23 protein-coding genes are annotated in these 21975 nt (G+C 68.1%); 3 read left to right on the top strand and 20 right to left on the bottom strand.

Annotated features, from left to right (window positions below; genetic code table 11):
- Positions 1-11: 11 nt before the first annotated feature.
- The 16 genes from G4D83_RS11745 to G4D83_RS11670 all read right to left on the bottom strand — a co-directional run bounded on the left by G4D83_RS11745 (position 12) and on the right by G4D83_RS11670 (position 15091).
- Positions 12-749 (bottom strand): hypothetical protein, encoded by a 738-nt coding sequence (locus G4D83_RS11745; RefSeq protein WP_163864819.1) that lies wholly within the window; start codon positions 747-749, stop codon positions 12-14.
- 130 nt (positions 750-879) lie between these two features.
- The gene (locus G4D83_RS11740) at positions 880-1650 is read right to left on the bottom strand and encodes a hypothetical protein (RefSeq protein WP_163864818.1); all 771 of its coding nucleotides are present in this window, start codon (positions 1648-1650) and stop codon (positions 880-882) included.
- Positions 1647-1871 (bottom strand): hypothetical protein, encoded by a 225-nt coding sequence (locus G4D83_RS11735; protein ID WP_163864817.1) that lies wholly within the window; start codon positions 1869-1871, stop codon positions 1647-1649. Before G4D83_RS11735 ends, G4D83_RS11740 begins: the two co-directional genes overlap by 4 nt.
- Entirely contained in the window at positions 1868-2689 is an 822-nt protein-coding gene (locus G4D83_RS11730; protein ID WP_163864816.1) for a hypothetical protein, read from the bottom strand. The genes G4D83_RS11735 and G4D83_RS11730 overlap by 4 nt, the downstream gene beginning before the upstream one ends.
- Positions 2686-3483 carry a hypothetical protein gene (locus tag G4D83_RS11725; RefSeq protein ID WP_240356284.1) on the bottom strand — a complete coding sequence of 266 codons (798 nt, stop codon included), beginning with the start codon at positions 3481-3483 and terminating at the stop codon, positions 2686-2688. Before G4D83_RS11725 ends, G4D83_RS11730 begins: the two co-directional genes overlap by 4 nt.
- A complete protein-coding gene (locus G4D83_RS11720; RefSeq protein WP_240356283.1) occupies positions 3473-4639 on the bottom strand; it encodes a TadE/TadG family type IV pilus assembly protein in 1167 nt (388 codons plus the stop codon). Before G4D83_RS11720 ends, G4D83_RS11725 begins: the two co-directional genes overlap by 11 nt.
- Positions 4640-4659: 20 nt before the next feature.
- Positions 4660-6717, bottom strand: a complete 2058-nt coding sequence (locus G4D83_RS11715; protein ID WP_163864814.1) for a Tad domain-containing protein — start codon at positions 6715-6717, stop codon at positions 4660-4662.
- 15 nt (positions 6718-6732) lie between these two features.
- Positions 6733-7719 (bottom strand): TadE/TadG family type IV pilus assembly protein, encoded by a 987-nt coding sequence (locus G4D83_RS11710; protein WP_163864813.1) that lies wholly within the window; start codon positions 7717-7719, stop codon positions 6733-6735.
- A 96-nt stretch (positions 7720-7815) separates the two neighbouring features.
- Positions 7816-9279, bottom strand: a complete 1464-nt coding sequence (locus G4D83_RS11705; protein ID WP_163864812.1) for a zf-HC2 domain-containing protein — start codon at positions 9277-9279, stop codon at positions 7816-7818.
- Positions 9276-9947: an RNA polymerase sigma factor gene (locus G4D83_RS11700; RefSeq protein WP_163864811.1), complete on the bottom strand. Its 672-nt coding sequence runs from the start codon at positions 9945-9947 to the stop codon at positions 9276-9278. Before G4D83_RS11700 ends, G4D83_RS11705 begins: the two co-directional genes overlap by 4 nt.
- A gap of 42 nt (positions 9948-9989) precedes the next feature.
- Positions 9990-10397: a DUF2085 domain-containing protein gene (locus tag G4D83_RS11695; RefSeq protein WP_163864810.1), complete on the bottom strand. Its 408-nt coding sequence runs from the start codon at positions 10395-10397 to the stop codon at positions 9990-9992.
- Positions 10366-11418, bottom strand: coding sequence for an ABC transporter ATP-binding protein (locus G4D83_RS11690; RefSeq protein WP_163864809.1), 1053 nt, complete (start codon positions 11416-11418; stop codon positions 10366-10368). The genes G4D83_RS11695 and G4D83_RS11690 overlap by 32 nt, the downstream gene beginning before the upstream one ends.
- Entirely contained in the window at positions 11415-12440 is a 1026-nt protein-coding gene (locus G4D83_RS11685) for an ABC transporter ATP-binding protein (RefSeq protein WP_163864808.1), read from the bottom strand. The genes G4D83_RS11690 and G4D83_RS11685 overlap by 4 nt, the downstream gene beginning before the upstream one ends.
- Entirely contained in the window at positions 12437-13432 is a 996-nt protein-coding gene (locus tag G4D83_RS11680; protein WP_163864807.1) for a GspE/PulE/PilB domain-containing protein, read from the bottom strand. The genes G4D83_RS11685 and G4D83_RS11680 overlap by 4 nt, the downstream gene beginning before the upstream one ends.
- A 9-nt stretch (positions 13433-13441) precedes the next feature.
- Positions 13442-14200 carry a cyclic di-GMP-binding domain-containing protein, MshE-related gene (locus tag G4D83_RS11675; protein WP_163864806.1) on the bottom strand — a complete coding sequence of 253 codons (759 nt, stop codon included), beginning with the start codon at positions 14198-14200 and terminating at the stop codon, positions 13442-13444.
- 60 nt (positions 14201-14260) lie between these two features.
- Entirely contained in the window at positions 14261-15091 is an 831-nt protein-coding gene (locus G4D83_RS11670; RefSeq protein WP_163864805.1) for a DUF4292 domain-containing protein, read from the bottom strand.
- Positions 15092-15134: 43 nt separating this feature from the next.
- On the opposite strand from G4D83_RS11670, the gene G4D83_RS11665 reads away from it, so the two are divergent.
- Both G4D83_RS11665 and G4D83_RS11660 read left to right on the top strand, forming a co-directional pair.
- A complete protein-coding gene (locus tag G4D83_RS11665; RefSeq protein WP_163864804.1) occupies positions 15135-15860 on the top strand; it encodes a MotA/TolQ/ExbB proton channel family protein in 726 nt (241 codons plus the stop codon).
- 18 nt (positions 15861-15878) lie between these two features.
- Positions 15879-16331: an ExbD/TolR family protein gene (locus G4D83_RS11660; protein ID WP_163864803.1), complete on the top strand. Its 453-nt coding sequence runs from the start codon at positions 15879-15881 to the stop codon at positions 16329-16331.
- Positions 16332-16456: 125 nt separating this feature from the next.
- Here the strand turns inward: G4D83_RS11660 and G4D83_RS11655 are convergent, their stop codons facing one another.
- The 4 genes from G4D83_RS11655 to G4D83_RS11640 form a co-directional block, all read right to left on the bottom strand.
- On the bottom strand, positions 16457-18301 hold the full coding sequence (locus G4D83_RS11655) for an acyl-CoA dehydrogenase family protein (protein WP_163864802.1): 1845 nt from the start codon (positions 18299-18301) through the stop codon (positions 16457-16459).
- 169 nt (positions 18302-18470) lie between these two features.
- Positions 18471-19145, bottom strand: a complete 675-nt coding sequence (locus G4D83_RS11650) for a MaoC family dehydratase (RefSeq protein ID WP_163864801.1) — start codon at positions 19143-19145, stop codon at positions 18471-18473.
- Positions 19145-19594, bottom strand: coding sequence for a MaoC family dehydratase N-terminal domain-containing protein (locus tag G4D83_RS11645; RefSeq protein ID WP_141643258.1), 450 nt, complete (start codon positions 19592-19594; stop codon positions 19145-19147). Before G4D83_RS11645 ends, G4D83_RS11650 begins: the two co-directional genes overlap by 1 nt.
- Positions 19595-19610: 16 nt before the next feature.
- The gene (locus tag G4D83_RS11640; protein ID WP_163864800.1) at positions 19611-20612 is read right to left on the bottom strand and encodes an NAD(P)H-dependent amine dehydrogenase family protein; all 1002 of its coding nucleotides are present in this window, start codon (positions 20610-20612) and stop codon (positions 19611-19613) included.
- 238 nt (positions 20613-20850) lie between these two features.
- Between G4D83_RS11640 and G4D83_RS11635 the strand changes: the two genes are divergently transcribed.
- Positions 20851-21966 (top strand): HD domain-containing phosphohydrolase, encoded by a 1116-nt coding sequence (locus tag G4D83_RS11635; RefSeq protein WP_163864799.1) that lies wholly within the window; start codon positions 20851-20853, stop codon positions 21964-21966.
- Positions 21967-21975: the final 9 nt, after the last annotated feature.

Raw genomic sequence — 21975 nt, 5'->3', positions numbered from 1 at the left:
CAGCGGTTGCGTCAGAGGTCCGCGAGCGCCTCGCGGTCCTCGTCGGTCAACCCGTTGTATTCGGTGATGCTGTAGATGGCGTCCTGGACGACGTCGGCTTCATCCTCGTTGTCGATGGTCTTCCCGTTCAGCAGGCGCAGAAGCTCCTGGATGTCGGGGTCCGTGGAGACGGGGCCCAGGGCGAAGGTACCGTCCTGCTCGGAGGGGCCCCGCGCCTCGTTGAGGCAGTAGAGGTAGAACGGAACGACGTAGAGTTCTTCCTCGGTACCGCCGTCCGTGCCCGCATCGATGCCGCCGGAGCCGATACCGGTGGGAGGCAGGTTGATGCGAACGCGGTCCATCAAGATGCCGTTCTGGATTCGGCTGGGCGCCGTGTTCAGCATGATGAGGCCCGGCTCGAAGGTCATCATCACCGGCGCGCCGGAGGTGTTGCGCAGCGGCACGCAGACCAGCACCGCGGGGCCCGTGCCCACCGGCGCCACCCCGTTGCCGCAGTCCTTGGTGGCATCGTTCGCGCCGTACAGCGGCCCGACAATTTCCACGCCAGGGGGCAAGCTGAGGGTGGTGCCCACGGGAGTCCCCGGGTCCTCACCGAAGCCGGGCCGCTCCTTGTTCACCCCCGCGTCGAAGGTGATGGGGCCGCCGTCCGTCCTTCCTCCGCCGTCGCCGTCATCGTCGTCGCTGCAGGCCAACACCCCTGCCCCTACCGCCGCCGCGACGACCATCCACTTCCAGGCCGCATGCGCCATTGCGCGCTCCTTGTCCTCGTCGTTGATGCGAAAGCGACCCCTCCGGCCTTGGGCCACCGCGTCATGAGGTGGTCCGAGACTGGCTGACTCCCGGGGTCGTCGGCAACACCGGTGTGCATCATCGGACGAGTCAGGGAGTTGGCGACGGAGACAATTGCTCGATGGGCGACGCAGGGGGCTTCGCCGGAGGGGGCAGGTCCGGGTTGTAGAGGCCGCGCAGCACCAATTCCCGCTCGCGATCATCAAGCATCAGCGCGGGCTCCCCTCCTCGGAGACCGACCATGCGGAGGCTGAAGCCCACGCCGTCCGGCGTCACGTGCACCCACAGCGCGCCTGGAATGAGCGGCGCGGGACGCGACTCCTCCGACTCCAGCCACATCATCTGGACGGGCACGGCACGGAACGCACGGGTGCGGAACTGCTCGTGGTTCGGCCCCGCCACCTCGAGCGCCTTGCGCCAGGACGCTTCATCCGTGGGCGCCTCGCCGTGCGACTGGAGCTCCTGCACCATCGACAGGTGGACCCGCCGCGCCACCCGCAGGAGGGACAGGTTCGCCACTTCTTCCGAGCGCGTCTCCTTGAGCGGGCGCCCATCCCCCGCGCCCACCGCGCCCACCACGGACACCAGCACGGTGGCCGAGGCCCAGAGCGGCGCGGACTTCCCCCGCGCCAGGCCCCAGACGAGGCGCAGCCCGCTCACCACCGCCAGCAGACCACCGGCGAGCAACGTCCAGCGCGGCGGCGGGCCGGAGTGGAACGACTGGCTCAGGACCTGGGCCAGGTGCCGCCACTCAGGAAGCGAGACGGCGATGACGCCCGCCGCCATCGCGAGGAACACGACCGCGTGAAGCAACCGCAACACCAGGGACGACGGCGCCCCCACTTCGCTCCGGGTCGTCACGGGAACGGCAGGTTCAGCACGAAATAAAAGGAGTCGTAGTAGATCTGGTACGAGCGCATGAACAGGTCGATGACGTTCGACTGGACGTCATCCGTCCAGCGGACCTTGACCGACGCGCCGATGACGAGCGCGACGACCAGCACCCAGTTCAGGATGGAGTATTCGACCATGGCCTGCCCACGTCGGGAGGCGCGGAGGCGCTGCGTCTTGGGGAAGTTCATGGGGCTTTCTCCGAATCGGCGGGGTCCTTGGGGGCGTCCATCGCCGGAAAGTCCGGGAAGACGCGGTCAGCGTACTCCAGGCGGATCTTGGGCGCGGAGGGGGGCGGTAGCACCATTCGAGGCTTGGCGTCGATACCGTACTCCGCCACCTCCATCGAATGGGCGATGCCCGGAATCTCCATTTTCGCCATCTGCATCAACGGAATCTCGCGGCTGATCCACATCCGCTTGATGACGGTCTTCTTCACCACCACCTCCACCGGAACGACTGTCACGGTGCCCGCCAGCGTCATCACCCGCATTTCCTTGCTGGTGCGCAAGACGGGCTTCATTCCCGCCGGCAGGGTGACCTTCGCGTCCTCCGGATCCACCACCTTGTCGTCCTTCTCCTGCTGGTCCATCTTCTTCAGGACGTGGCCCAGCGCCTCCTCCGAGTACTCCTGGGGACGGTCCGTGGCCCCGCCCACGAAGAGCCGGGAGATGGCGTCATAGCGGATCTGCTCGCCCTCGCGCGCCACCAGCATGCGCATCTGCATGAGGGGTGACTTCATGGCCGGATGCGTGCCCGCCTCCATCTCCACCCACACCGCGTCGCGGCCCTGCTTGTCCTTCTCCTCCCCCACCACCGCCATGCGCCAGTAGTAGATGCGCAGGCCCCCCGCGCCGCCGTCGAAGCGGTACGTCACCCAGTCGCCCACGCGCGCGCTCCGGGCGCCCCGGGACAGATGGGACATGACCTCACGCGCCGCGGGGCTCTCCTCCGCGCGCGCGGGCGCCGCCATCAGCACCACCGCGATGACGGCCCACGACGCCCTCATTTGCCCGCTCCCTTCGCCGCCTTCGCCTTCGTCTTCTGCTCCTGCTCATAGGCTTCGCGGCTCGCGCGCACCGCGTCGTTGTTGGGCACTCCGTCCGGACGGTCCGTGCCCACCCACGTCTGCATGACGGTCGACATCCCCTCGTCCACCTGGGCGATGGTCGTCATCACCTGCTCTCCCTTGCGCGCGTGCTCCATCGTCACCTGCGTGCTGCCCCCCACCTTCGTCGCCGTGCTGCGCACCGGCTCGAAGCCCTGGCGCGTCAGCTCCGCCCCCACCCGCTGCTGCACGTCCGACAGGTCTCCCGTCACCAGCGACGTGCGGTTGCGCGAACCACCCGGGTCGTCCCGCGTCTCCAGATCCTGGCTGTAGAGCGTGCCCTCCAGCTTTATCAGCCCGGACGGAGTGGACTTCGGGGGGCGGGTCCACAGGTCGCGCAGCGCCGTGAAGCCCACCGTCTTGCCCAGGTGCGTGCGCAACACCACGCCCCGCTGGAGGCCCTCTCGCGTGAAGAGCGCGGAGACGACGGCCTCGTCCTCCAGGTCGCCCTCCACCACAGTGGGGTAGCCCTCGTCGCGCCACTTCTGCGCGAAGTAGGCCGCCACCTTCTTCATGGGGTCCGTCGTCGTGAAGTAGGCCAGCCGGTAGTACTCGCCCCCGATGATGAGGTCGTTGCCGATGCGCGTGTGGATGGTGCCCGGATAGACGGGCACCTCCTGCTCGGCGAGCGCCGGCCAGACGGCCAGGAGCGCGAAACCGAGCAGGAGCCGGCGGGCCACCACGTTACTGCTCACAACGAATCTTGTTGTCCTGCTCATCCTTGTTCGTCGCCTCTTGGGTGGCGTCCGGATCCGACGGGTCGTCGGCCATGGCCCTCTTGCACCCCATGAAGTGCGGACCGCGCGCCAGGAACACCTTGATGTAGTTGCTGTCCCCGTAGGTCATCTCGTCGCGGAACGGCGCGGTGTCGAAGCAGTCCGGCCGGTCGTTGTCCAGCAAGTCCCTCATCGCATGCAGGCCGCTGCTGGCGGCGCCGTCATAGCCCGTGAGGCCGTTGCAGTTCCCCTTCTGCTGGGGATCGATACCGTAGTTTCGCGCGACGACAAAGGTGCCGAAGAAGTTCGGCAGGAAGCTCCCCAGGAAGTCGAGGATGCCGCCGACACTTCCATCCAGGGCCTTCGTCAGGCCGAGGAACACCATGCGCTCCACCTGCACGTGGAGGCCGTGACGGTCGCTTCCCGAGCGGTGGTTGCCTGCTCGCCTGTCGCGAACCACTGCATCACCGCCGTCCGGCATGTGCCAGCCGTTCGCGTACATCGAGAACTTCGACCGCAGGGGGACGCTGGACAGGTTCTGGCCGCCGAACGTGTCCGACTTGAAGAAGCCGCCAGGGCCGGAGTTCTCGTCGAGGTAGCTGCGGGGGATGATGACGTTGTCGAAGTTCATCGTGACTTCGGACTCGACCCAGCCCTTGTTGTTGAAGCCCCAGCCGTTGAGCACCGCGCCCGCGCCCCGGTTGAGCATGCTCAGCACCCCGGCACCCAGGCTGCCACCCTCGCCCGTGCTGCCAGGGTTGCCCAGCATCCCGGACTCGAGGAAGGGAATCTCCTTGTTGGTGATGGTGCCCTGCACCGAGCTGTAGCGCGCGATGAACGACCCAGCGGGCCCGTTGGGCTCCACCGAGTCCATGTCCTTGAAGCGCTCGAGGAGCTCGGTATGCGCCTCCTGCCGCGCGTCCTCGAACGCGGCGTCGTGGTCGCCCTTCGCGAAGTCGGTGAGCGTGTAGCTGGTCATCTCCCAGACGGCGTAGTGCGCCATCTCCTGGAGCTTCAGCTTCGCCCGGACCAACTCCGTCAAGTACATGCTGAACATCAGAATCATGACGAGCAGCGGCACGGAGAGGGCGAACTCCACCGTGGCGGCTCCGCGACGAAAACTCTTTCGGGACATGGGGGTTCTCATCGCGGTCCTCAGTGCGTCATGACCTTCGGGGCGAAGCCCTGGAGCGCGCCAGGCAGCGCGTCCAGCATGGACCCGACCACCGGAAGCTGGTTGCGGCCCTGGTACACGGACGCCAGACGCGGACGCCAGTACGGGTTGAAGAAGTTGGGCTGCTCGGTCCAGTTGCCCGGCCGGTGGTAGTAGCTCTGGCCGCGGGAGATGACGTTGAGTCCCTCGGTGAGGCTGAGGAACTTCTTGCGGTTGTTCAGCAGTTCCAGGCCCTCCGAGTCCGGCGAGAAGGCGAACTTCACCTTGCCCTCGTCATTGAGCAGCGCGGGCGCGTTCGACCCCGTGCCGTCCGTGTTGGCCTTGTTCACGACCTCTTCCGGAGACTTGTTCAGCGCCACCCAGGCGGAGGGCTGGTTGAAGTCCATCGTGCGCTTGGCCATGGCGGCCTTGTCCGCGTTCGCCATCGGATTGCAGGTGCTACCGCCATACTGACCGGGCTCGAAGTGCATGAACGGCGTGACACCACCCCAGGGGTGGTTGCCGTCCTGGGCCGGGCGCACGTTCGCCGTGTAGACGTCCACCTTGAACCAGCAGATGATCAGCTTGAGGACGCAGATGTTCTCGGTGTGGACGCCCACCTCCCGCTCGACGCCCCTCGGCGCCGTGTGGTTGCGCCACCCCTCGCTGTTCTGCGGGTAGTGCACGCGCCAGTGGACGCCACCCTTGACGCCGCCGGTGTCCGTGTCGTTCAGCGCCCAGACGCTGGGCTTGACCGTGTGACGGTACGGCAGCTTGATGCCGCCCTTGTCGTTGAGCCCCTTGCGGTTGTCACCGAAGCAGCGCGTGTACGGGTCCTTGTTGTTGCAGGACAGCGGGTTGTCCGCCTTGCCCACGCCCACGTCGACTTCGGCGGGGCCGAGCTTGAGCCAGTACAGGTCGTCCGCGCCCATGTTGTCGCCCTGAGCCGTCATGCCCCACGGGTTCAGGTTGTCATTCCAGTCACGGATGAAGTTGCGCGAGTCGATGATTTGCCTCGACGAGGGGAACGTCGCGGACAGCATGCGCGTCTGCCCCATCTTCTTGAACTCCATGATTCCGGGGGCATTCACGCCGTTGTTCAGCATGTCGCGCAGGAAGCCGAGCGCGTCCGGCAAGGGCAGGATGTCTCCCAGCTCGCGCGAGGTGGTGAAGCGCTCGGGGCACATGCCGCCGTCGCGATCACACGCGTAGCGGGTCGCGTTGGTGATGCCGCCCATGGACCGCTTGACGCGGGCGATGTCGTCGTTGCGCTGGTACTTCGTCACGTCCAGCGCGCCGAAGGGGTTCTTCCACGTGCCCGGGTTCAACGGCTTGCCGCCGGCGTGCGCGCTGTGTGCCTGGCTGAAGAGACATTGGCTGTAGAAGCCCGTCGCCAGCTGGCTGGCCATCGAGTTGAGGTTCTTGTCGTTCGCGTCCAGCACCCCCTGCGCCGTCTGAATCACGTGCGTGGTGGCCGACATCATCACCGCCTGGGACATGAAATACATGGCCCCGTTGAGCACCCGATGCGCCGGCACCATGTACTTCCCCAACCATTTGTCGGGGTTGGCCCCCTTCAAGAGGCGCTGAAACGGCTGGAGGAAGGCGGTCTTGTACAGGGTGATGATCTTGTTGATCGCCTTGATGACCTGCCCCACGTACGGAATCACCTCGAGGATGGGACAGAGGACGATCCACAGCTTCTTCCTCTTTCCGCCACACGGGTTGAGCGTCTTCATGAACCCGAACAGGTCCGTGAAGAACGCCTCCGCCGAGTAGATGAGCGAGATGAGCGAGTGCCACATCATCGCCGACACGTAGTGGGAGACCTGCGTGCGGTTGGCGTACGCGTAGAAGTTGAACGCGCGCGCCTCCATGGCGGCCATGGAGTAGGCGGCGGCGTCCGAGGTGTTCTGCAGGCGGACGCGCTCGTGAACGGTGTGGCCGATGTTCACGGTGGTCAGCACCGCGATGGACATCACCAGCACCATCAATGCGGCCAGGATGAGGGCCTGGCCCTCCTGGCGCTGGAAGCTCTGTCGGAGGATTCGAGTGAACATGGTGCGTGCGTCCTCTTACAGGCCCCAGTCGGGGTTGAGGTGCATGATCCACTTGCGGTGGAAGTTGGACTGCATGCGCATGGTGTAGGTCGCGGACAGGGGTATGAAGTAGCGCTTGCCCACGAGGCTGGAGACGAGCGGGATGCTGCCAGTGGCCAGGCCCCAGAGCACCCACATCTCGGCGGGATACAGGGAGTTGTAGCCCTGTTCGTGGTCAATGCCCTTGGCCATCGCGGCCAGGGGCGTGAGGTTGCCACCATCCGCCATCATGTTGGAGCGGGGGACGAGGGTGGCCCGGTCGATGGCGCCTCGCAGCGCCACCTGCGCGTTGGAGGCGTACCACGCGGTGAAGATGATCCAGTTCGCGAACGGAATCTTCATCTCGTAGAAGTAGCGCAGGCGGATGGTGAGCCGCGTCGCCTTGCGGTAGACGAGCTCGGAGTCATCCGGCTCCGGCAGGTTGAAGAACTTGCGGATGTTGTTCTCCAGCGACGGCACCTCCGGGAAGCTGTCCGCGCCGTCGAAGTCCAGCTCCTGCCAGTTGTAGCCGGTGCGCAGCTTCCAGATGGTGTCGATGGGCGTGAAGTACGCCGGGTTGATGGTGTCCACCCGGATGAGGCCGAACAGGTTCGAGCCGTTCACCGTCCGAGGCACCACGCCGCCGCCGAAGTTCAGCGTGCGCATCGCGGAGTCGTAGATTTGATGGATGGCGAAGGTCTTCGCCAGATTGCCGATGTCGTCGGTGCGGCCCAACGTGGGAAGCAGCGCGACGATGGCCGCGTCATGCATGCGCTCGTTGTTGCCGTTCCACACGACGCCGGCGCGCGCCGCCTGATACGCGGCGTACTCGGTCATCAGCTTGGCGTGCTGAATCAACGTGAGCTGGATGATGCCGAGCGTCATGAAGACCGCCAGCGGCATGATCATCGCCGCTTCGACCATGGCCTGACCGGATTGCCGGCCTGCCGCCCCCCGCGGCCGCGATTCCTGTTCCATTCCCATGGTGCCATTATCTCGATCAGCGCCCACGAGACGCATCGGTCAAATGGCCAGCTCCACCTGCCTACACCCTCCCATTTACTGAAAAATCGCGGGAGTTTACGGCGCGGGCTGAGAATCCACCGCCGGTGTTTCACCTGAGCCTGGCTCACGGCTCAGCCGACGACGGGCCGCCTGAGCCGCGCTGGAACCCGGGGCTTCCGTCAAAACCTGATTACACGCGGCCAGCCCTTCCCGTCTATGCCCGAGGGCCAGCTCCGCGTCGCACAGGCGATTGAGCAACCCCAGGCGTTCGGCGCTGGAGGCCCCCGCGTCCAGGGCGAGTCGCAACAGCCTCGCCTCCTGGTCCCGGTCTCCAGTCCGGTTCGCGGCCTGGGCCTGAAGCGACAGCTCCGCCACGGACAGCCCCGAGGACCGCTCCTCGGCCTCGGCCTCGGCACGGCGCAGCGCCGACGGCTCGGGCATGGGCAGTTGAGCTCTCGCGGGAGCCTTCGCCGGCTTCATGGTGGACTTGGCACGGGTGGTGGGCGCCTGTGCGAAGTCATCGCTCGCGCCACCGGACGGCGGAGCCACCCCACCCCGGCCTCCGTAGGAGCCTGAAGGCGCGGGAGCGCTGGCGACAACACCCTGGGCCATGGGCTCGGTGACGGCTTCCAGCGCCGGCGCTCCGGGCCCCTCATCCCACGTTCCCCCCTTCGACGAGGCGCCGTCGCTGTCCTTGACCGACTCCTTCTTGGCGAGCGCGCCCCCCAGTCGAAGAGGCTCTTGGGGAGGACTCGCGGGAGCGGGGGGCTGCGACAGGATGGGTGCCCCCTCCGCGAGGGCCTCCTCGTCCAGGTTCGACACCTCGCGCTGGGCCTTCTCGGCGGGCTCGGTCTTCGAAGCGGACGGCTTGCCGCGCATGACCTCCGCGCTCGTCATCTTCTTCGACTTCAGCTCATCGGAGCGGCTCCCGGTGCCGAGGCCGCCGCCGCTGCCCGCCATCTCCCAGCCCTCCGCGCGCCGGGACTCCTCGCTCCGCGACTTCCGCACGTCCCTGGCGCGGGAGTCCGCGGCCCCGCCAATCGTGTCGGCGGGAGGCGGCGGCGCTTCCGCGACGGCCTGGGCCGGCGCGACGGCGGAGGGAGGCACGGGCTTCGGCGCGGGAGCCATCGAGGGCGAGGCCTTGCTCGACTGCACCTCCGCCGCCGCGAGGTTGGGCCGCGTCAGCTCTGGTGACTGCGCGTTGAGGGTGAGGATGCCCAGCGTGCCCACCGAGGCGAGCCCGACGACGGGCAAGAGCCACCGGCGCCAGCGCGACGGCGTGGGAGCGGGCCCGGCGGCGGCGCGGCGCGCGGACTGCTGCGCGTACGCCAGGAGCGACTCCAGCCCCGCGTCGGGCGCGGACTCCTCGGAGAGCTGGGACATGGTGACGCGCACGCCGCGGATGTCATCCAGGGCCTGGGTGCAGCGAGCGCAGCCCTGGAGATGCGACTCCACCACCTGGGCCTCCGGGGCGGGCAGCTCGCCATAGGCGAAGTCGAGGAGCCGGTCCTCGTGCGCATGGAGATTCTGCGGCTTCATCCCACCACCGTCCTTCCATCGTCGGCGAGATCGCCATCCACGCCCAGCTCCGCCAATCGGCGGCGCAAGCCGTCGAGCGCATAGCGCATCCGGCTCTTCACCGTGTTCTCCGAGACACCCGTCACGTCGGCGATATCCTTGAAGGGGATGCCGCTGTACTCACGCAGGATGAACACCTCCCGCTGCTCCTCGGGAAGGGAGGCCAGGGCGCGCTCCAGCAGGGGCCGCAGGCGGGCGTTGTACGCGCCCCGCTCGGGACTGGCGCCGGAGTCCGGCAGCGCCTCCGACAGCGGGCGGCCTTCCTCCCCGTCCACACCACTCACTGGAGACTCCAGGGACGTGGCCTGGCGGTAGCTTTCCTTGCGCGCGCTGTCCACACAGAGGTTCCTCGCGATGGTGTAGACCCAGGTCGTGAACCGGGCCTTCGCCTGATATTCGCCGGCGCTGCGTACCACCTTCAGCCATGTCTCCTGCAGCACGTCCTCCGCCCGTGCCCGTTGCCCGACGAAGCGCAGGATGAAGTTGAACACCGGTGTCCGGTGCCTTCGCACCAACGCCTCGAACGCGCGAGCGTCCCCCGCCTGGAAGGCGAGCATCAATCGCTCGTCTGAGGTCTCCGGTCCCAACTCTCCCCCATCGCTCGTGGAGCCACGTTCACTCCGGCCCACCCTCAACCCGTGCCCTCTTAACGGGCGACGGGCCACCAGGGTCTAATCCGGACGTGGCTTCCGGTAAGTGGCGAGAATGACAGGGAGCGCGACGGCTGTCACGAGCGCCGCCTGTGCCAGCAGCACCCCCGGCAGGGGGCGCTGGACGTGGACGTACAGCGAGCGGCCGAGCGCCATTCCCAACAGGACCCCCGTGGCCGTCCGCACCGCGTTGGAGCCCGAGGCCGGGCGGAAGCGCCCCACCGCCCAGTCCACCAGCGCCGGCAGCGTGAGCAGCAGCACCGCCGGCACATCCCAGGCCCACGCCAGCGGCGCGCGCGCGATGAAGAGCCCCACCAGTGTGGCCATCAGCACCGGATAGGTGCCCAGACATCGCGCGCAGACGCGGAGCCCACCGAGCACGTAGGTGCGGTTGTACTCATCCGGATGATGGTGACTGAGCCAGAACACCGTCGGCACCTCCGGACCGCGGGGCGGTCGATGATTGCTGGGACTCCCCTTCCGCCAGGAAGCACGCGGCGAAATGTCCGGAGCCCAGCGGATACAGCGGCGGCGACTCGCGGCGACACCGCTCCATCGCGTGCGGACACCTCGGGTGGAACGTGCACCCCGGCGGTGGCGCGAGCGGCGAGGGCGGCTCTCCAGGGACCAGCAGGCGCGTACGCGCCCGCTCGGGGTCCGGCACCGGCACCGACGCGAGCAGCGCCTGCGTGTACGGATGACGGGGGCGGCGGTACAGCGGGGCCGACGGTGCCAGCTCCACGATCCGCCCCAGGTACATCACCGCCACCCGCGTGGACACGTGCTCGACGATGTTCAAGTCGTGCGCGATGAACACGTAGGTGAGGCCGCGCTCACGCTGCAGGTCCACCAGCAGGTTGACGATCTGCGCCTGGATGGAGACGTCGAGCGCGCTGATGGGCTCGTCGGCCACCACCAGGTCCGGCCGCAGCGCGATGGCTCGGGCGATGCCAAGCCGCTGACGCTGGCCTCCGGAGAACTCATGCGGATAGCGCCCCAGCGCCTCGCGCGGCAGCCCCATCGCATCCAGCAACGCGGCGACCTCGCGCTCCCGTTCGCCCGGCCCCCGTGCGAGGCCGTGGATGTCGAACGGCTCGCCCAGGATGTCCCGCACCGTCATGCGCGGGTTGAGCGAGGCATACGGGTCCTGGAAGACGAGCTGCATGCGACGGCGCAGCGGCCGGAGTCGTCTCTGGGACAACCCGGTGACGTCCTGCCCATCGAAGTGGATGGAGCCCGCGGTGGGAGGCACCAGACGCAAGAGCGCGCGCCCCAGGGTGCTCTTCCCGCAGCCACTCTCCCCCACCACGCCCAGCGTCTCGCCCCGGAAGACGTCGAACGTCACGCCGTCCACGGCCTTCACCGCGCCGCGCACGCGCCCCAGCCAGCCCCCCCGCCCGGGGAAGTGGACCTGGACGTCCTTCGCCTGGAGGAGCGGCTCGGCGCTCATGACGCGGGCACCGGATGGTGACACGCCGCGAGCTGTCCGCCGCGCTTGCGCTCCAGCACCGGCGTCACGCGCGAACACTCTTCTCGCGCACGCTCGCACCGCTCGCGGAACGCACAGCCCGACGGCAGCTTCCCCAGGGCGGGCACCATGCCGGGGATGGCGCGCAGCCTCCGCCGAGGCCCCTGAGGCGCTTCGCTCACCTCGCCCCCCAGCGACGGGAGCGAGCGCAGCAGGCCCGCGGTGTAGGGATGCGCGGGGCTCGCGAACAGCTCGCGCACCGGCGCGTGCTCCACCACCTTCCCCGCGTACATCACCACCACCGTGTCGCAGCTCTCCGCGACGACGCCCAGGTCGTGGGTGATGAGCATCACCGCCATGCCGCGCTCGGCCTGCAGGCGCTTGAGCAGATCCAGAATCTGCGCCTGGATGGTGACGTCCAGCGCGGTGGTGGGCTCGTCCGCGATGAGCAGCGATGGGTCGCAAGCGAGCGCCATCGCGAGCATCACCCGCTGCCGCATCCCGCCCGAAAGTTGATGGGGCCACGCGTCCACGCGCTCACCCGGAGCGGGGATGCCCACCTGCCGCAGCATCTCCACCGAGCGCTCCCGCGCCTGCGAGCGCGAGGCCCCCAGGTGGAGACGAACGCCTTCGGAGATCTGCTCGCCCACCGTGAAGACGGGGTTGAGCGACGTCATCGGCTCCTGGAACACCATGGCCGCGTGGCGTCCGCGCACCCGCCGCAGCTCTTCATCGGAGAGCTTCAGCAAGTCGCGGCCCTGGAAGAACACCTCGCCCGCGGCCACTCGCACCGGAGGCTGGGGCGCGAGCTTCAGCAGGGACAGCGCGGTGAGGCTCTTGCCGCAGCCGCTCTCCCCCACCACGCCCAGGGTTCCGCCGGGAGGCACCGCGAAGGACACGCCGTCCACCGCGCGCACCCTGCCCTCGTCCCGTGCCAGCTCGACGGCGAGCCCTCGGACCTCCAGCAGGGACCCGTCCCCCGAGGGCGACGCGCCGGGCGTCACTTCTTCGCCAGCTCCTCCAGGAACTCCACCTCCTGGATGAGCCCCTTGCGGATGAGCAGGCGGATGAGGCTGGCCACCATGCGCGCGGGCTTCACCTTCTCCGTGTCCAGCACCGCCTCGTCGCCCCGGGACATGCGCTCCAGGTCGTCCAGGATGGCCAGGTCGTCATCGGAGAAGTCCGGCGTCGGCGTGAGCGCCAGCGCGGGCAGCGAGCCCTTCGCGGCCCCACCGAACATCACCACCGGCACGCGGGGCTTCTCCTCCTCGTCCGCCTCGAAGATGGGCGGAGGCGGCGGAGGCGGCCGGGCCGCGGCGGGCTTCACGCCCAGCAGATCATCCAGCGCATCCCCCCCAGGCCCCTGCCGCAGGGCTTCCGCGGGCGGAGGCGGCGGCGTCCCGGGCCGACGGGCGGCGGGCGCGGCGGCGGGGGGGGGTCTCGCTGCGGGGGGCTTCGGCGTCTCCGGCATCTCCCACTCCAATGGCGTCCCCGCTGTCACGGGAAGAGGGCCGGAGCCATCCTCCTCGTAAAACGGCTCGGCCTCGACGATGTCCAGCGGCTCTCCCCGCGCCCGGGCCAGCGCGGCGTCCAGGTCGTCCGACGCGACGACGAAGACCCGCACCTGCTTGCGGAGCTGGAAGCGCAGCTCGTCCACCAACGTCAAATCCCCTGGGTCTTCCACCGCGACATGGATGCGCTCGCTGCGCCCCTCCACTTCCGAGCGGAAGAGGAGGACGCGGTGCTCCGCCTGGAAGTCCAGGGACACCAGCGAGACCACCGCGTGGGGAATCTCCTCGGGCAGCTCCATGAAGGGCAGCCCGTGCTGCACCGCCAGCGCCCTGGCCACGTGCAACGGCGCGCACAGGCCCTGGGCCACCAGCGTCTCGCCCAGCCGCAGGTTCCCCGGCGCGCCTCGACGCCCGAGCGCCACCCGCACCTGCTCCTCCGTCACCACTCCCGCCTCGACGAGCAGCTCACCAATCTTCTTGCGCATGAGGGCGGGCTACCGCTTGACCTTCGCGAGGTACTCGTCGCGGGAGAACACACCCTTTTCGATGAGCAGTTCCACCATGGCCTTGAGCGCGGCGACTTCCTTGCGCTGCACCTCTTCCACGCTGCGCAAGAGGTCAGCGGGGCTGCCGGTGCCCGCGGTGCTGCGCGGGGCCTCTTGAACCGGCGGCGGCGGACGCGCCACCGGGGGCGGGGGCCTGGGCGCGGAGACGACCGCCGCGGCGGCCGGATCCAGGTCCTTGAGGTTCTTCACCACCGTGCGGCCCTGGGCGTCCACCACCTTGAAGTTGGTGTCCGCGTCCTCCAACTCCACATTCTCCTCGTACATCCGGGCGAAGGCCCGGGCGATGGAGGTGCGCCCCGCCACGTTGGGGATGATGCGGCACTTCGTCACGGCGCGAAGCTCGTCGAGCATCCGCATGTTGAGCGGATCCGACATCGCCACGACCAGCGTCTTGCCCTCATCCCGCAGCTGCAGCGGCAGCACGGAGAAGTCACGCGCGGTCTGCGGAGGAATCTTGGCCTTCACATGCGGAGGAACCACCTGGACCGCGTCCAGGTTCACCGCCGGCATGCCGAGCTGCTTGGACAAGGCTCGCACCAGGATGTCCTCGGAGACGAGGCTCATCCGGACCAGGATTTCACCCAGCTTGCCGCCCCACTTCGCCTGTTCGGCGAGCGCGGCCTTGAGCTGGCTCTCCTGGAGCACATTCGCTTTGATCAGCAGTTCTCCGAGCTTGATCTGTGCCATGTCGTGGGCGCCACTCTACCCGACTCCAGCCGCCGCGCTTCTTCTTCCGTGCCTGCCCGGTCAGGAACCCGGCACCGGGGGCGCTGGCGACTCGGGCCCCCCGGCCGGCAGCTCCCGCCCCGCGTCATCCACCTCCACCACCTTGGCCCCCTCCGGAGGAGTCAACTCGTAGAGCGTGAGGTCCGGCCGGCCGTTGAGCTTGATCTGCTGGTAGCGAAGCTGGAGCTTCGTCCCCGCCTGCTTCGCGATGAGCTCCACCTTGCCCGGGAAGATGAGGCCGCCTCGCTCCAGGAAGTCGTCGAAGGCCAGGTCATACCCGGGGACGCCGCGCACATGGCTCTTCACCACGCGCAGATACTTGGGGTGAACCTGGAGCACCTGGCTGGCGGTGCCCCGGTGGAGGGTGAGCACGTAGACGCCCTCCTTCGTGTCCAGCTCCAGCGTCATGCGCTCCGGAGGGATGAGGGGCACCTGGCCCAGCATGATGGCCACCAGTTCCTCGCCCGGCAGGACGACGGGCAGGAAGCGCGACACGTTCTGCGGGCTCGCCGGGCCCTGGTAGTACGTGTGCGTCTCCGTCTGGTACAGGCCGAAGCGCGTCCCGTCCCCGACGAGGGAGGCGAGGGGCCTGTTGAAGAAATCGAACGTCTCCAGGTGCAGCAGGGCCGGGCGGGTGACGGAAAGGAACATCCCGATGGTGCCGCTCTGCTGGGGGGATTCGACACGCAGCTTCGCGTCCCCCTCCAGGGAGACGACGTTGTCCTGGTTCTGCCGGACACGCTGGTAGACGACCTCGGCGTCGGTGAGTTGCCCCTCCGGCCCGAACTCGATGCGCTTGGGGCAGGCCGAACAGAGCACTGCCAGGAAGATTGCGGCGGCTGCGCGGTTCATATCTCCTAGTCTGGGCCATGGCGCCCTGCCGGGTCACCCACCAATGAGCCTGAACGACATCCTGCATTACCTCCGCCTCGGCGGAGTCACCCTGGCCCTGCTGCTTCTGGCCTCCGTCGCCGCGCTCGTCGTGGCCGTCGAGCGCATCATCGCCCTCTGGGGGGTGAGCGAGCGCTCCCGCCTCCTGGGCGAGGCGGTCAGCAAGCACCTGCTCCGAGGCGACGTGCCGGCGGCCCGCACCGCCGCCGAGCGCTCCGACTCCGTCGCCGCCGACATCTTCCTCGCGGGGTTCGACCGCTGGGAGCGCAGCCGGGGCACGGGCGGCGCGGGCGTGGAGGCCGCCGTGGAGCGCGAGCGCGCCCAGGTGGCCCTCAAGCTGCGCCGCAACCTCTGGATTCTCGCCACCATCGGCTCGATTACGCCCTTCGTGGGCTTGTTCGGCACCGTGGCCGGCATCATGCGCTCGTTCAAGGACCTGGGCCTGGACGTGGAGGCCGGCGGCACCGGCGGCACCGGCGCGGTGATGACGGGCATCTCCGAGGCCCTGGTCGCCACGGCGGTCGGCATCCTCGTCGCCGTGCAGGCCATGGTCTTCTACAACTACTTCCAGGCCCGCCTCTCACGCGTGCTGGTGGAGCTGCGGCTGATGGGCGACGAGTTCGCGGAGATGCTCAAGGAGCGCGCCTCGGGGCTTCCTCCGGAGCCCGCCCCCCGCGTCGACCCCCAGCCCCCCACCTCTCCGGCGCGCGTCGACACGCAGCCCGCCTAGCCCCAGGGGACACGCACCATGGCCATGGGCAAGACACCGGGGTCCGGTGACGAAGGCGAAGAAGGTGTCTTCGCCGAAATCAACATCACCCCGCTCACCGACATCTTCCTCGTGCTGCTCATCATCTTCATGGTGACCAGCTCCGTCATCGTCCAGCAGGGCCCCGGAGGCGGCGCCAAGGCGGGCCTCAAGGTGAACCTGCCCAAGGGCGGCGCCGCGGACGTCACCGCGCGCACCACGGACATGTCCGTGGCCGTGCTCGCGGACGGCCGCTTCGTGGTCGCCGGCAACGTCGTCAGCCAGGACGAACTCCAGAAGGCCTTCGACGCCGCCAAGCTGAAGGACCCGGACACCGTCGTCATCGTCCAGGCCGACGAGGGCGTCCCGCACGGCACCGTCGTCCAGGTGATGGAGCTGGCGAAGAAGGCGGGCCTCGGTCAGCTCGCCATCGGCGTGCGCGAGGGCGAGTAGCGCCCTTCCCGTCACACAGTCCCGGTTGAAACACGAAGGCCACCTCGGGAGCGAATCCCCAGGTGGCCTCGGTGTTTCTGGAGGGCGCCCTAGCCTCGGGGCGCCCGATCAGATGTCGTCGCGACTCAGACGGACGCGAACGCGGCGTCGGTGATCTCCATCGGGGAGGTGTCCTCGAGGGCGATGAGGCGCGCGGCCTGCTCCACGTTGGGCAGCACGTTGCGCGCGTAGTACAGGGCGCTGTACTTCTTGCCCTCGTAGAACGCGCGGTCCGGGTGGTCCGCCGACAGCGCGCCCTGCGCCTTGTCCGCGATGAGCGCCGCGTCCAGGAGCAGCCAGCCCACGGCCACTTCGGACATCATGTTGAGGAAGCGGTTGGCGGACAGCGGAATCAGCGGGAACTTGCCGCCGTCCTGCGACCAGCTGAACACCGTCATCGCGCTGGACATCAGCGCCTCCTGCGCGCTCGCCAGCAGCTTCACGGCCTCGCCGTAGGTGGCGTTCTCGCGGTGCGCTTCCACGAAGGCGCCCACGTCGCCCATGAACTGCTGGAAGTGCATGCCACCGGCCTGCCCCAGCTTGCGGCCCACCAGGTCCATGGCCTGGATGTGGTTGGTGCCCTCGTAGATGGAGAAGATTTTCGAGTCACGCGTGTACTGCTCCACCGGGTAGTCCTGGATGTAGCCGGCGCCGCCGTACACCTGGATGGCCTGCGAGCACAGACGGAAGGACTGGTCCGAGCCGTAGGACTTCACCAGCGGGGTGAGCAGCTCCACCTGGCCCTTGTGGTAGGTGGCCGCCTCGTCGTCCTTGCCCGCCAGCTGCCGCGCCTTGTCCAGGTGCATGGCCAGCTTGATGATGAGCGCGCGGATGCCCTCCACGTGGGACTTGATGTCCAGCAGCATGCGGCGGACGTCCGGGTGCTCGATGATGGCGGCGCGCGGCGCGGTGGGGTCCTTCCACTTGGTGAAGTGGGAGCCCTGCTTGCGGTCCTTCGCGTAGTCCACCGCGTTGTAGTAGGCGGCCGACGCCAGCGCGACGCCCTGGATGCCGACGGCGATGCGCGCGCCGTTCATCATCTTGAACATCTGGCTCATGCCGACGTGCTCGACGGTGCCGACGAGCTCGCCCAGACAGTTGTCGCTCTCACCGAAGTTCAGCACACAGGTCGCCGAGCCGTTGATGCCCATCTTGTGCTCGATGGAGCCCACGGACACGTCGTTGGCCTGACCCGAGCTGCCGTCCTTGCCGATGCGCAGCTTGGGGACGATGAACAGCGACAGGCCCTTGGTGCCGGGCGACGCGCCGTCGATGCGCGCGAGCACCAGGTGGATGACGTTCTGGGCCATGTCATGGTCGCCGCCGGAGATGAAGATCTTCGTCCCGCGGATGTTGTACGTGCCGTCCGCGTTGCGACGGGCGGTGGACTTCGCCGCGCCTACGTCGGAGCCGGCGTGCGGCTCGGTGAGGCACATGGTGCCGCCCCACGTGCCGTTGAGCATGCGCTCCACGAAGAGGTGTTGCTGCTCCTTCGTCCCGCACTCGGCGATGACTTCCGCCGCGCCGAACGACAGGCCCGGGTACATGTTGAAGGCCGTGTTGGCGCCCGATAGCAGCTCCTCCACCGTCACCTGCAGCATCATCGGCGCGCCCTGGCCACCGTGCTCCGGGCTCACCGCCACCGTCTTGAAGCCCTGCTCGTAGAGTTTCTTCCACGCGTCCTTGAAGCCCGTCGGCGTGAGCACCGAGCCGTTCTCCACCCGACAGCCCTCGCGGTCTCCCACGGAGTTGAGGGGCCCGAGCACCTCGCGCGCGAAGCGATACGTCTCAGACAACACCGCCTTCGCCTCATCCGGGCCCCAGGCGTCGTACGGGGCCTGACCGGCCACCTGGCCGAAGCCGAACTGCTCGAACAAAGCGAAGAAAATCTCTCGAAGGTCGATCTTGTAGGTGTTGATGCCGGCGGACATGGCCACTCCTGCGTGACGGCTCGCTGCCCGCCTTCAGGTTCGAAGGCCTCGGGTCAGCGGCGCAAATGACACAGGAAGTGTGGCGGCGACTGATTTTTGAGTCAACCCTGAATGACACCCTGCGTTGAGGGGCCCCCCAGGCCGCCCCTCACCGCAGACCGTCAAACCGCTACTTCTTCGCCTTCTTGGCCGAGGGAAGCGTCGCCGTCTTGGCAGCGGGCTTCTCCCGGGGGACGGTCTTCTTGGACGAGGCACCATTGCGGCGCTCGTCCGACTCGTCGGCCTCCTCGTCGACGGCCGAGGCCTCGCTCGAGCCTCCGCCGGTGGACGTGGCGGGGGCGGCGGCCAGGCTCTCCCGGGGAACTTCGATGACGATGGGGGACTGGCCGGAGCGCTGCCGGTTCTCGTCCTCCAGGGAGTAGAAGAGCTGGATCTGCGCGCCGCCCTTCATCACCAGCTCGCCGCGCTGGTTCTCCGCCCACAGGTCGATGTCCACGAAGTAGCGGCCCGCGGTGCCGTGGCGGTTGCTCACCCGGCCCTTGCAGACGACGGTGTCACCCGGCCACACCATCTTGATGAAGCGCACGTTGTAGCGCCGCATCTGCCCGCCCCGGGCCCAGTCGCTGATGAGCTGGCCGAGCATGCCCATCACCAGCATGCCGGGGGCATACACGCTCGGCATGCCCACGCTCTTGGCGTAGAGCTCGTCGACGTGCACGGGGTTGTAGTCGCCGGAGGCACCGGCGTACCGGGACAACTGGACACGGTCCACCGGAGCCTTCGCCAGCGCCGGCAGCTCGTCTCCGACGCGGATGGACTCGAAGTAGAGCTTGCGCGCGGGCATCACGGGGTCTCCTTTGAGGCGCGGACCACCAACGTCCGGCGGGCTCGGAACACCAGGTTGCCTTCCTCGTCGCGGCCTTCGTCCTCGATGACAGCGATGTCCATCTTCCCGGACATGCCCTGGCGCTCGGAGACGTCCGCGACGCGGGTGGAGACGTAGATGCGGTCTCCGGCGAAGATGGGCCGCTCGTAGTCGAAGCCTTGTTCGGCGTGCAGCAGGCTCTTGATGCCCACGCCAAGCAGCTCCCTCAAGTCCGCGGCCGAATGAAAGGACGCGGGAAACGTGGGAGGAGCGATGATGGTGGGATATCCAGAGGCCCGAGCGTACTCCTCGTCGTAGTAGATGGGGTTGTAGTCTCCGATGGCCTCCGCGAAGCGGCGGATGGCACCCTTCTCCACTTCGTTGAGCGTCGGCGGCGAGGCACGGCCGATCGCATTCTTGTCCAGCATTATCCCTCTCCTGACTCTAACGTCCGGCCGGAAGCTCGAGCACCGTGAGGAGCCCTGCTTCGGCGGCCGTCAAGCGTGGCGCGGCATTCACCAGCGCATTCGCGGTGGCCCGGTCGCCTGCCACTCCCCCCGGGATTTCCAACACCAAACGAGGGTCCGCATCGATTTCAATGCGGTCCTTCGGGTCGTCAGCCCCTACGGCGATGGTCAGCTCCAGTCGCACCCGCTCCTGCCCGTCCTCCAACCCGACCACCGACTGGAACATGCCCGCCACCCGTCCCTTCTTCACGGCGAACGCGCCGCCCGAGATGTCCTCCTCGGCGAATACGGGGGCTACCTCTTCTTCGTAGTCATCACAATCCAACCCCAGGCCCAATGCCGCGAGTGCCGCCGACTCCACCAGCCCCACGTGGCCGAGCTGCTCACCATCCACCAACTCGAAGAACTCTTCCTCCGTCAGACCGGCGCCGACCTTGCGCTGCAAGGCCTCCCGGCGGGTGCGCGCGTCCACCACCCGGGTGACTGTCGCGCGCCGCACCGGACCACACACCTGCCCCGCCGTGGCCACCAGTCTGTCCAGAACGAAACCCGGGTTGACGCCCGCGCCGACGATGGAGACCTCGGCGCGCTGCGCGGCGCGGTCCAGCTTGTCCGCCAGCTCCGGGTACTTCAGATAGGGAAAGGCCAGCTCCTCACAGGTGCTGGCAATCGGCAGGCCCAGCTTCAGCGCCGCCAGCAATTGGTCCATCACCTGCGGCAGCCGGGAGCCCGTCGCGTGCAGCAGCACCGCGCCCTTGCGGCGGCCCACGGCCTTCTCCAGGGAGTCCATCACCTTGACGCGAGGACCGGGACCTCCCAGCACGTCACCCAACGGACGACCGACGAGGGAGGCGTGGGTATCCACGGCCCCAATCAATTCCACTTCCGGGCAGGACAGGGCAGCTCTGGCAATCTCCTGCCCGATGAATCCCAGCCCCATCACCACCACCGGCACCGGCCCTGCTGGGGCTCTAGCCATCGGAGATTGCTCCAGGATTCCAAGGGGTTAGCGTTGATACGCAGCCTTGCCGCGCACCATAAATCACACCTTGGCGAGCAGGCAAGCATCACTTGGTTCTACCACTCTTGCCGCTAGCAAGAACCTCCAAGGATTTCCGGGGCTTGCGAGCGCAAAACGCAAGGGGGCCCCTGTTTGGGCGCAAGGCAAGGCGTGTATAAAGAATGACAGGCCCGCGACCTCCCGGAGATCCTCCAACATGGACCGCATCCTCGTGGTGGATGACGACGTGCTCATCCTCGCCGCGCTCTCACGGATCCTCCAGACGGAAGGCTATGACGTCATCACCTACAGCGACCCGGCCCTGGCCGCTCGCGAGGTGGGCTTCAGCGTCGTGCTGACGGACTTCATGATGCCGTACCTCAACGGCATCGAGCTGCTGAGCGTACTCCGGGAGAAGAACCCGAAGGCCGTGCGGCTGATGCTGACGGCGGCGGCGGACTTCCGCACCGCGTCCGAGGCGGTGAACCGCGGTGAGGTGTTCCGGCTGCTCGGCAAGCCCTGGTCGCTCAGCGAGCTGACGAGCAGCGTGCGGCAGGCGGTGGAGCACTACCGGCTGGTGGAGTCCAACGAGCGGCTGACGCGCGAGGTGGCGGAGAAGAACGCGGAGCTGGTGGCCATCAACCAGGACCTGGAGCGCCGGGTGGTGGAGCGCACCACGGGCCTGTTGGACGGGCTCATCAGCGCGCTGGACTACCGCGACACGGAGACGCAATGGCACTCGCGTCGCGTGGCGCTCTACTCGCGCCGGCTGGCGGAGGAAGTGGGACTGGCCGGGGCCGCGCTGGACGTGGTGGAGCAAGGCGCGCTGCTGCACGACATCGGCAAGATTGGCGTGCGCGACTCCATCCTGCTCAAGCCTGGCCCGCTGACGCCGGATGAATGGGTGGAGATGCGCAAGCACCCGGAGTTCGGCTACCGGATGATGGGGAAGATGCCGTACCTGCACGAGGCGGCGCTCATCGTCCTCCAGCACCAGGAGCGCTGGGACGGCAAGGGCTACCCGCAGCAGCTCGCCGCCGAGGACATCTGCATCGGCGCGCGCATCTTCTGCATCGCCGACACGGTGGACGCGATTACGTCGGACCGGCCCTACCGCAAGGGCCGTCCCATGAGCGTCGCCCGGGATGAGATCAGCCGCTGCTCGGGCACGCAGTTCGACCCGAACCTCGCGGACGCCTTCCTGCGCATCCCCGAGACGGAGTGGCAGCGCATCCGCAACCAGGTGGAGGCGCTGGAGGAAGAGGAGAACCTGCGCTGGCGCAGCCACCCGCTCGGCACCCAGACGCCGCTGACGCGAGCCAGCGGCACCTGACACGTCACC

Origin of the sequence: Myxococcus eversor (genome assembly GCF_010894455.1) — a bacterium.
GTDB lineage: Bacteria > Myxococcota > Myxococcia > Myxococcales > Myxococcaceae > Myxococcus > Myxococcus eversor.
The sequence above is the reverse complement of the archived record's forward strand: the minus strand, read 5'-3'. Positions and strand labels throughout refer to the sequence as shown.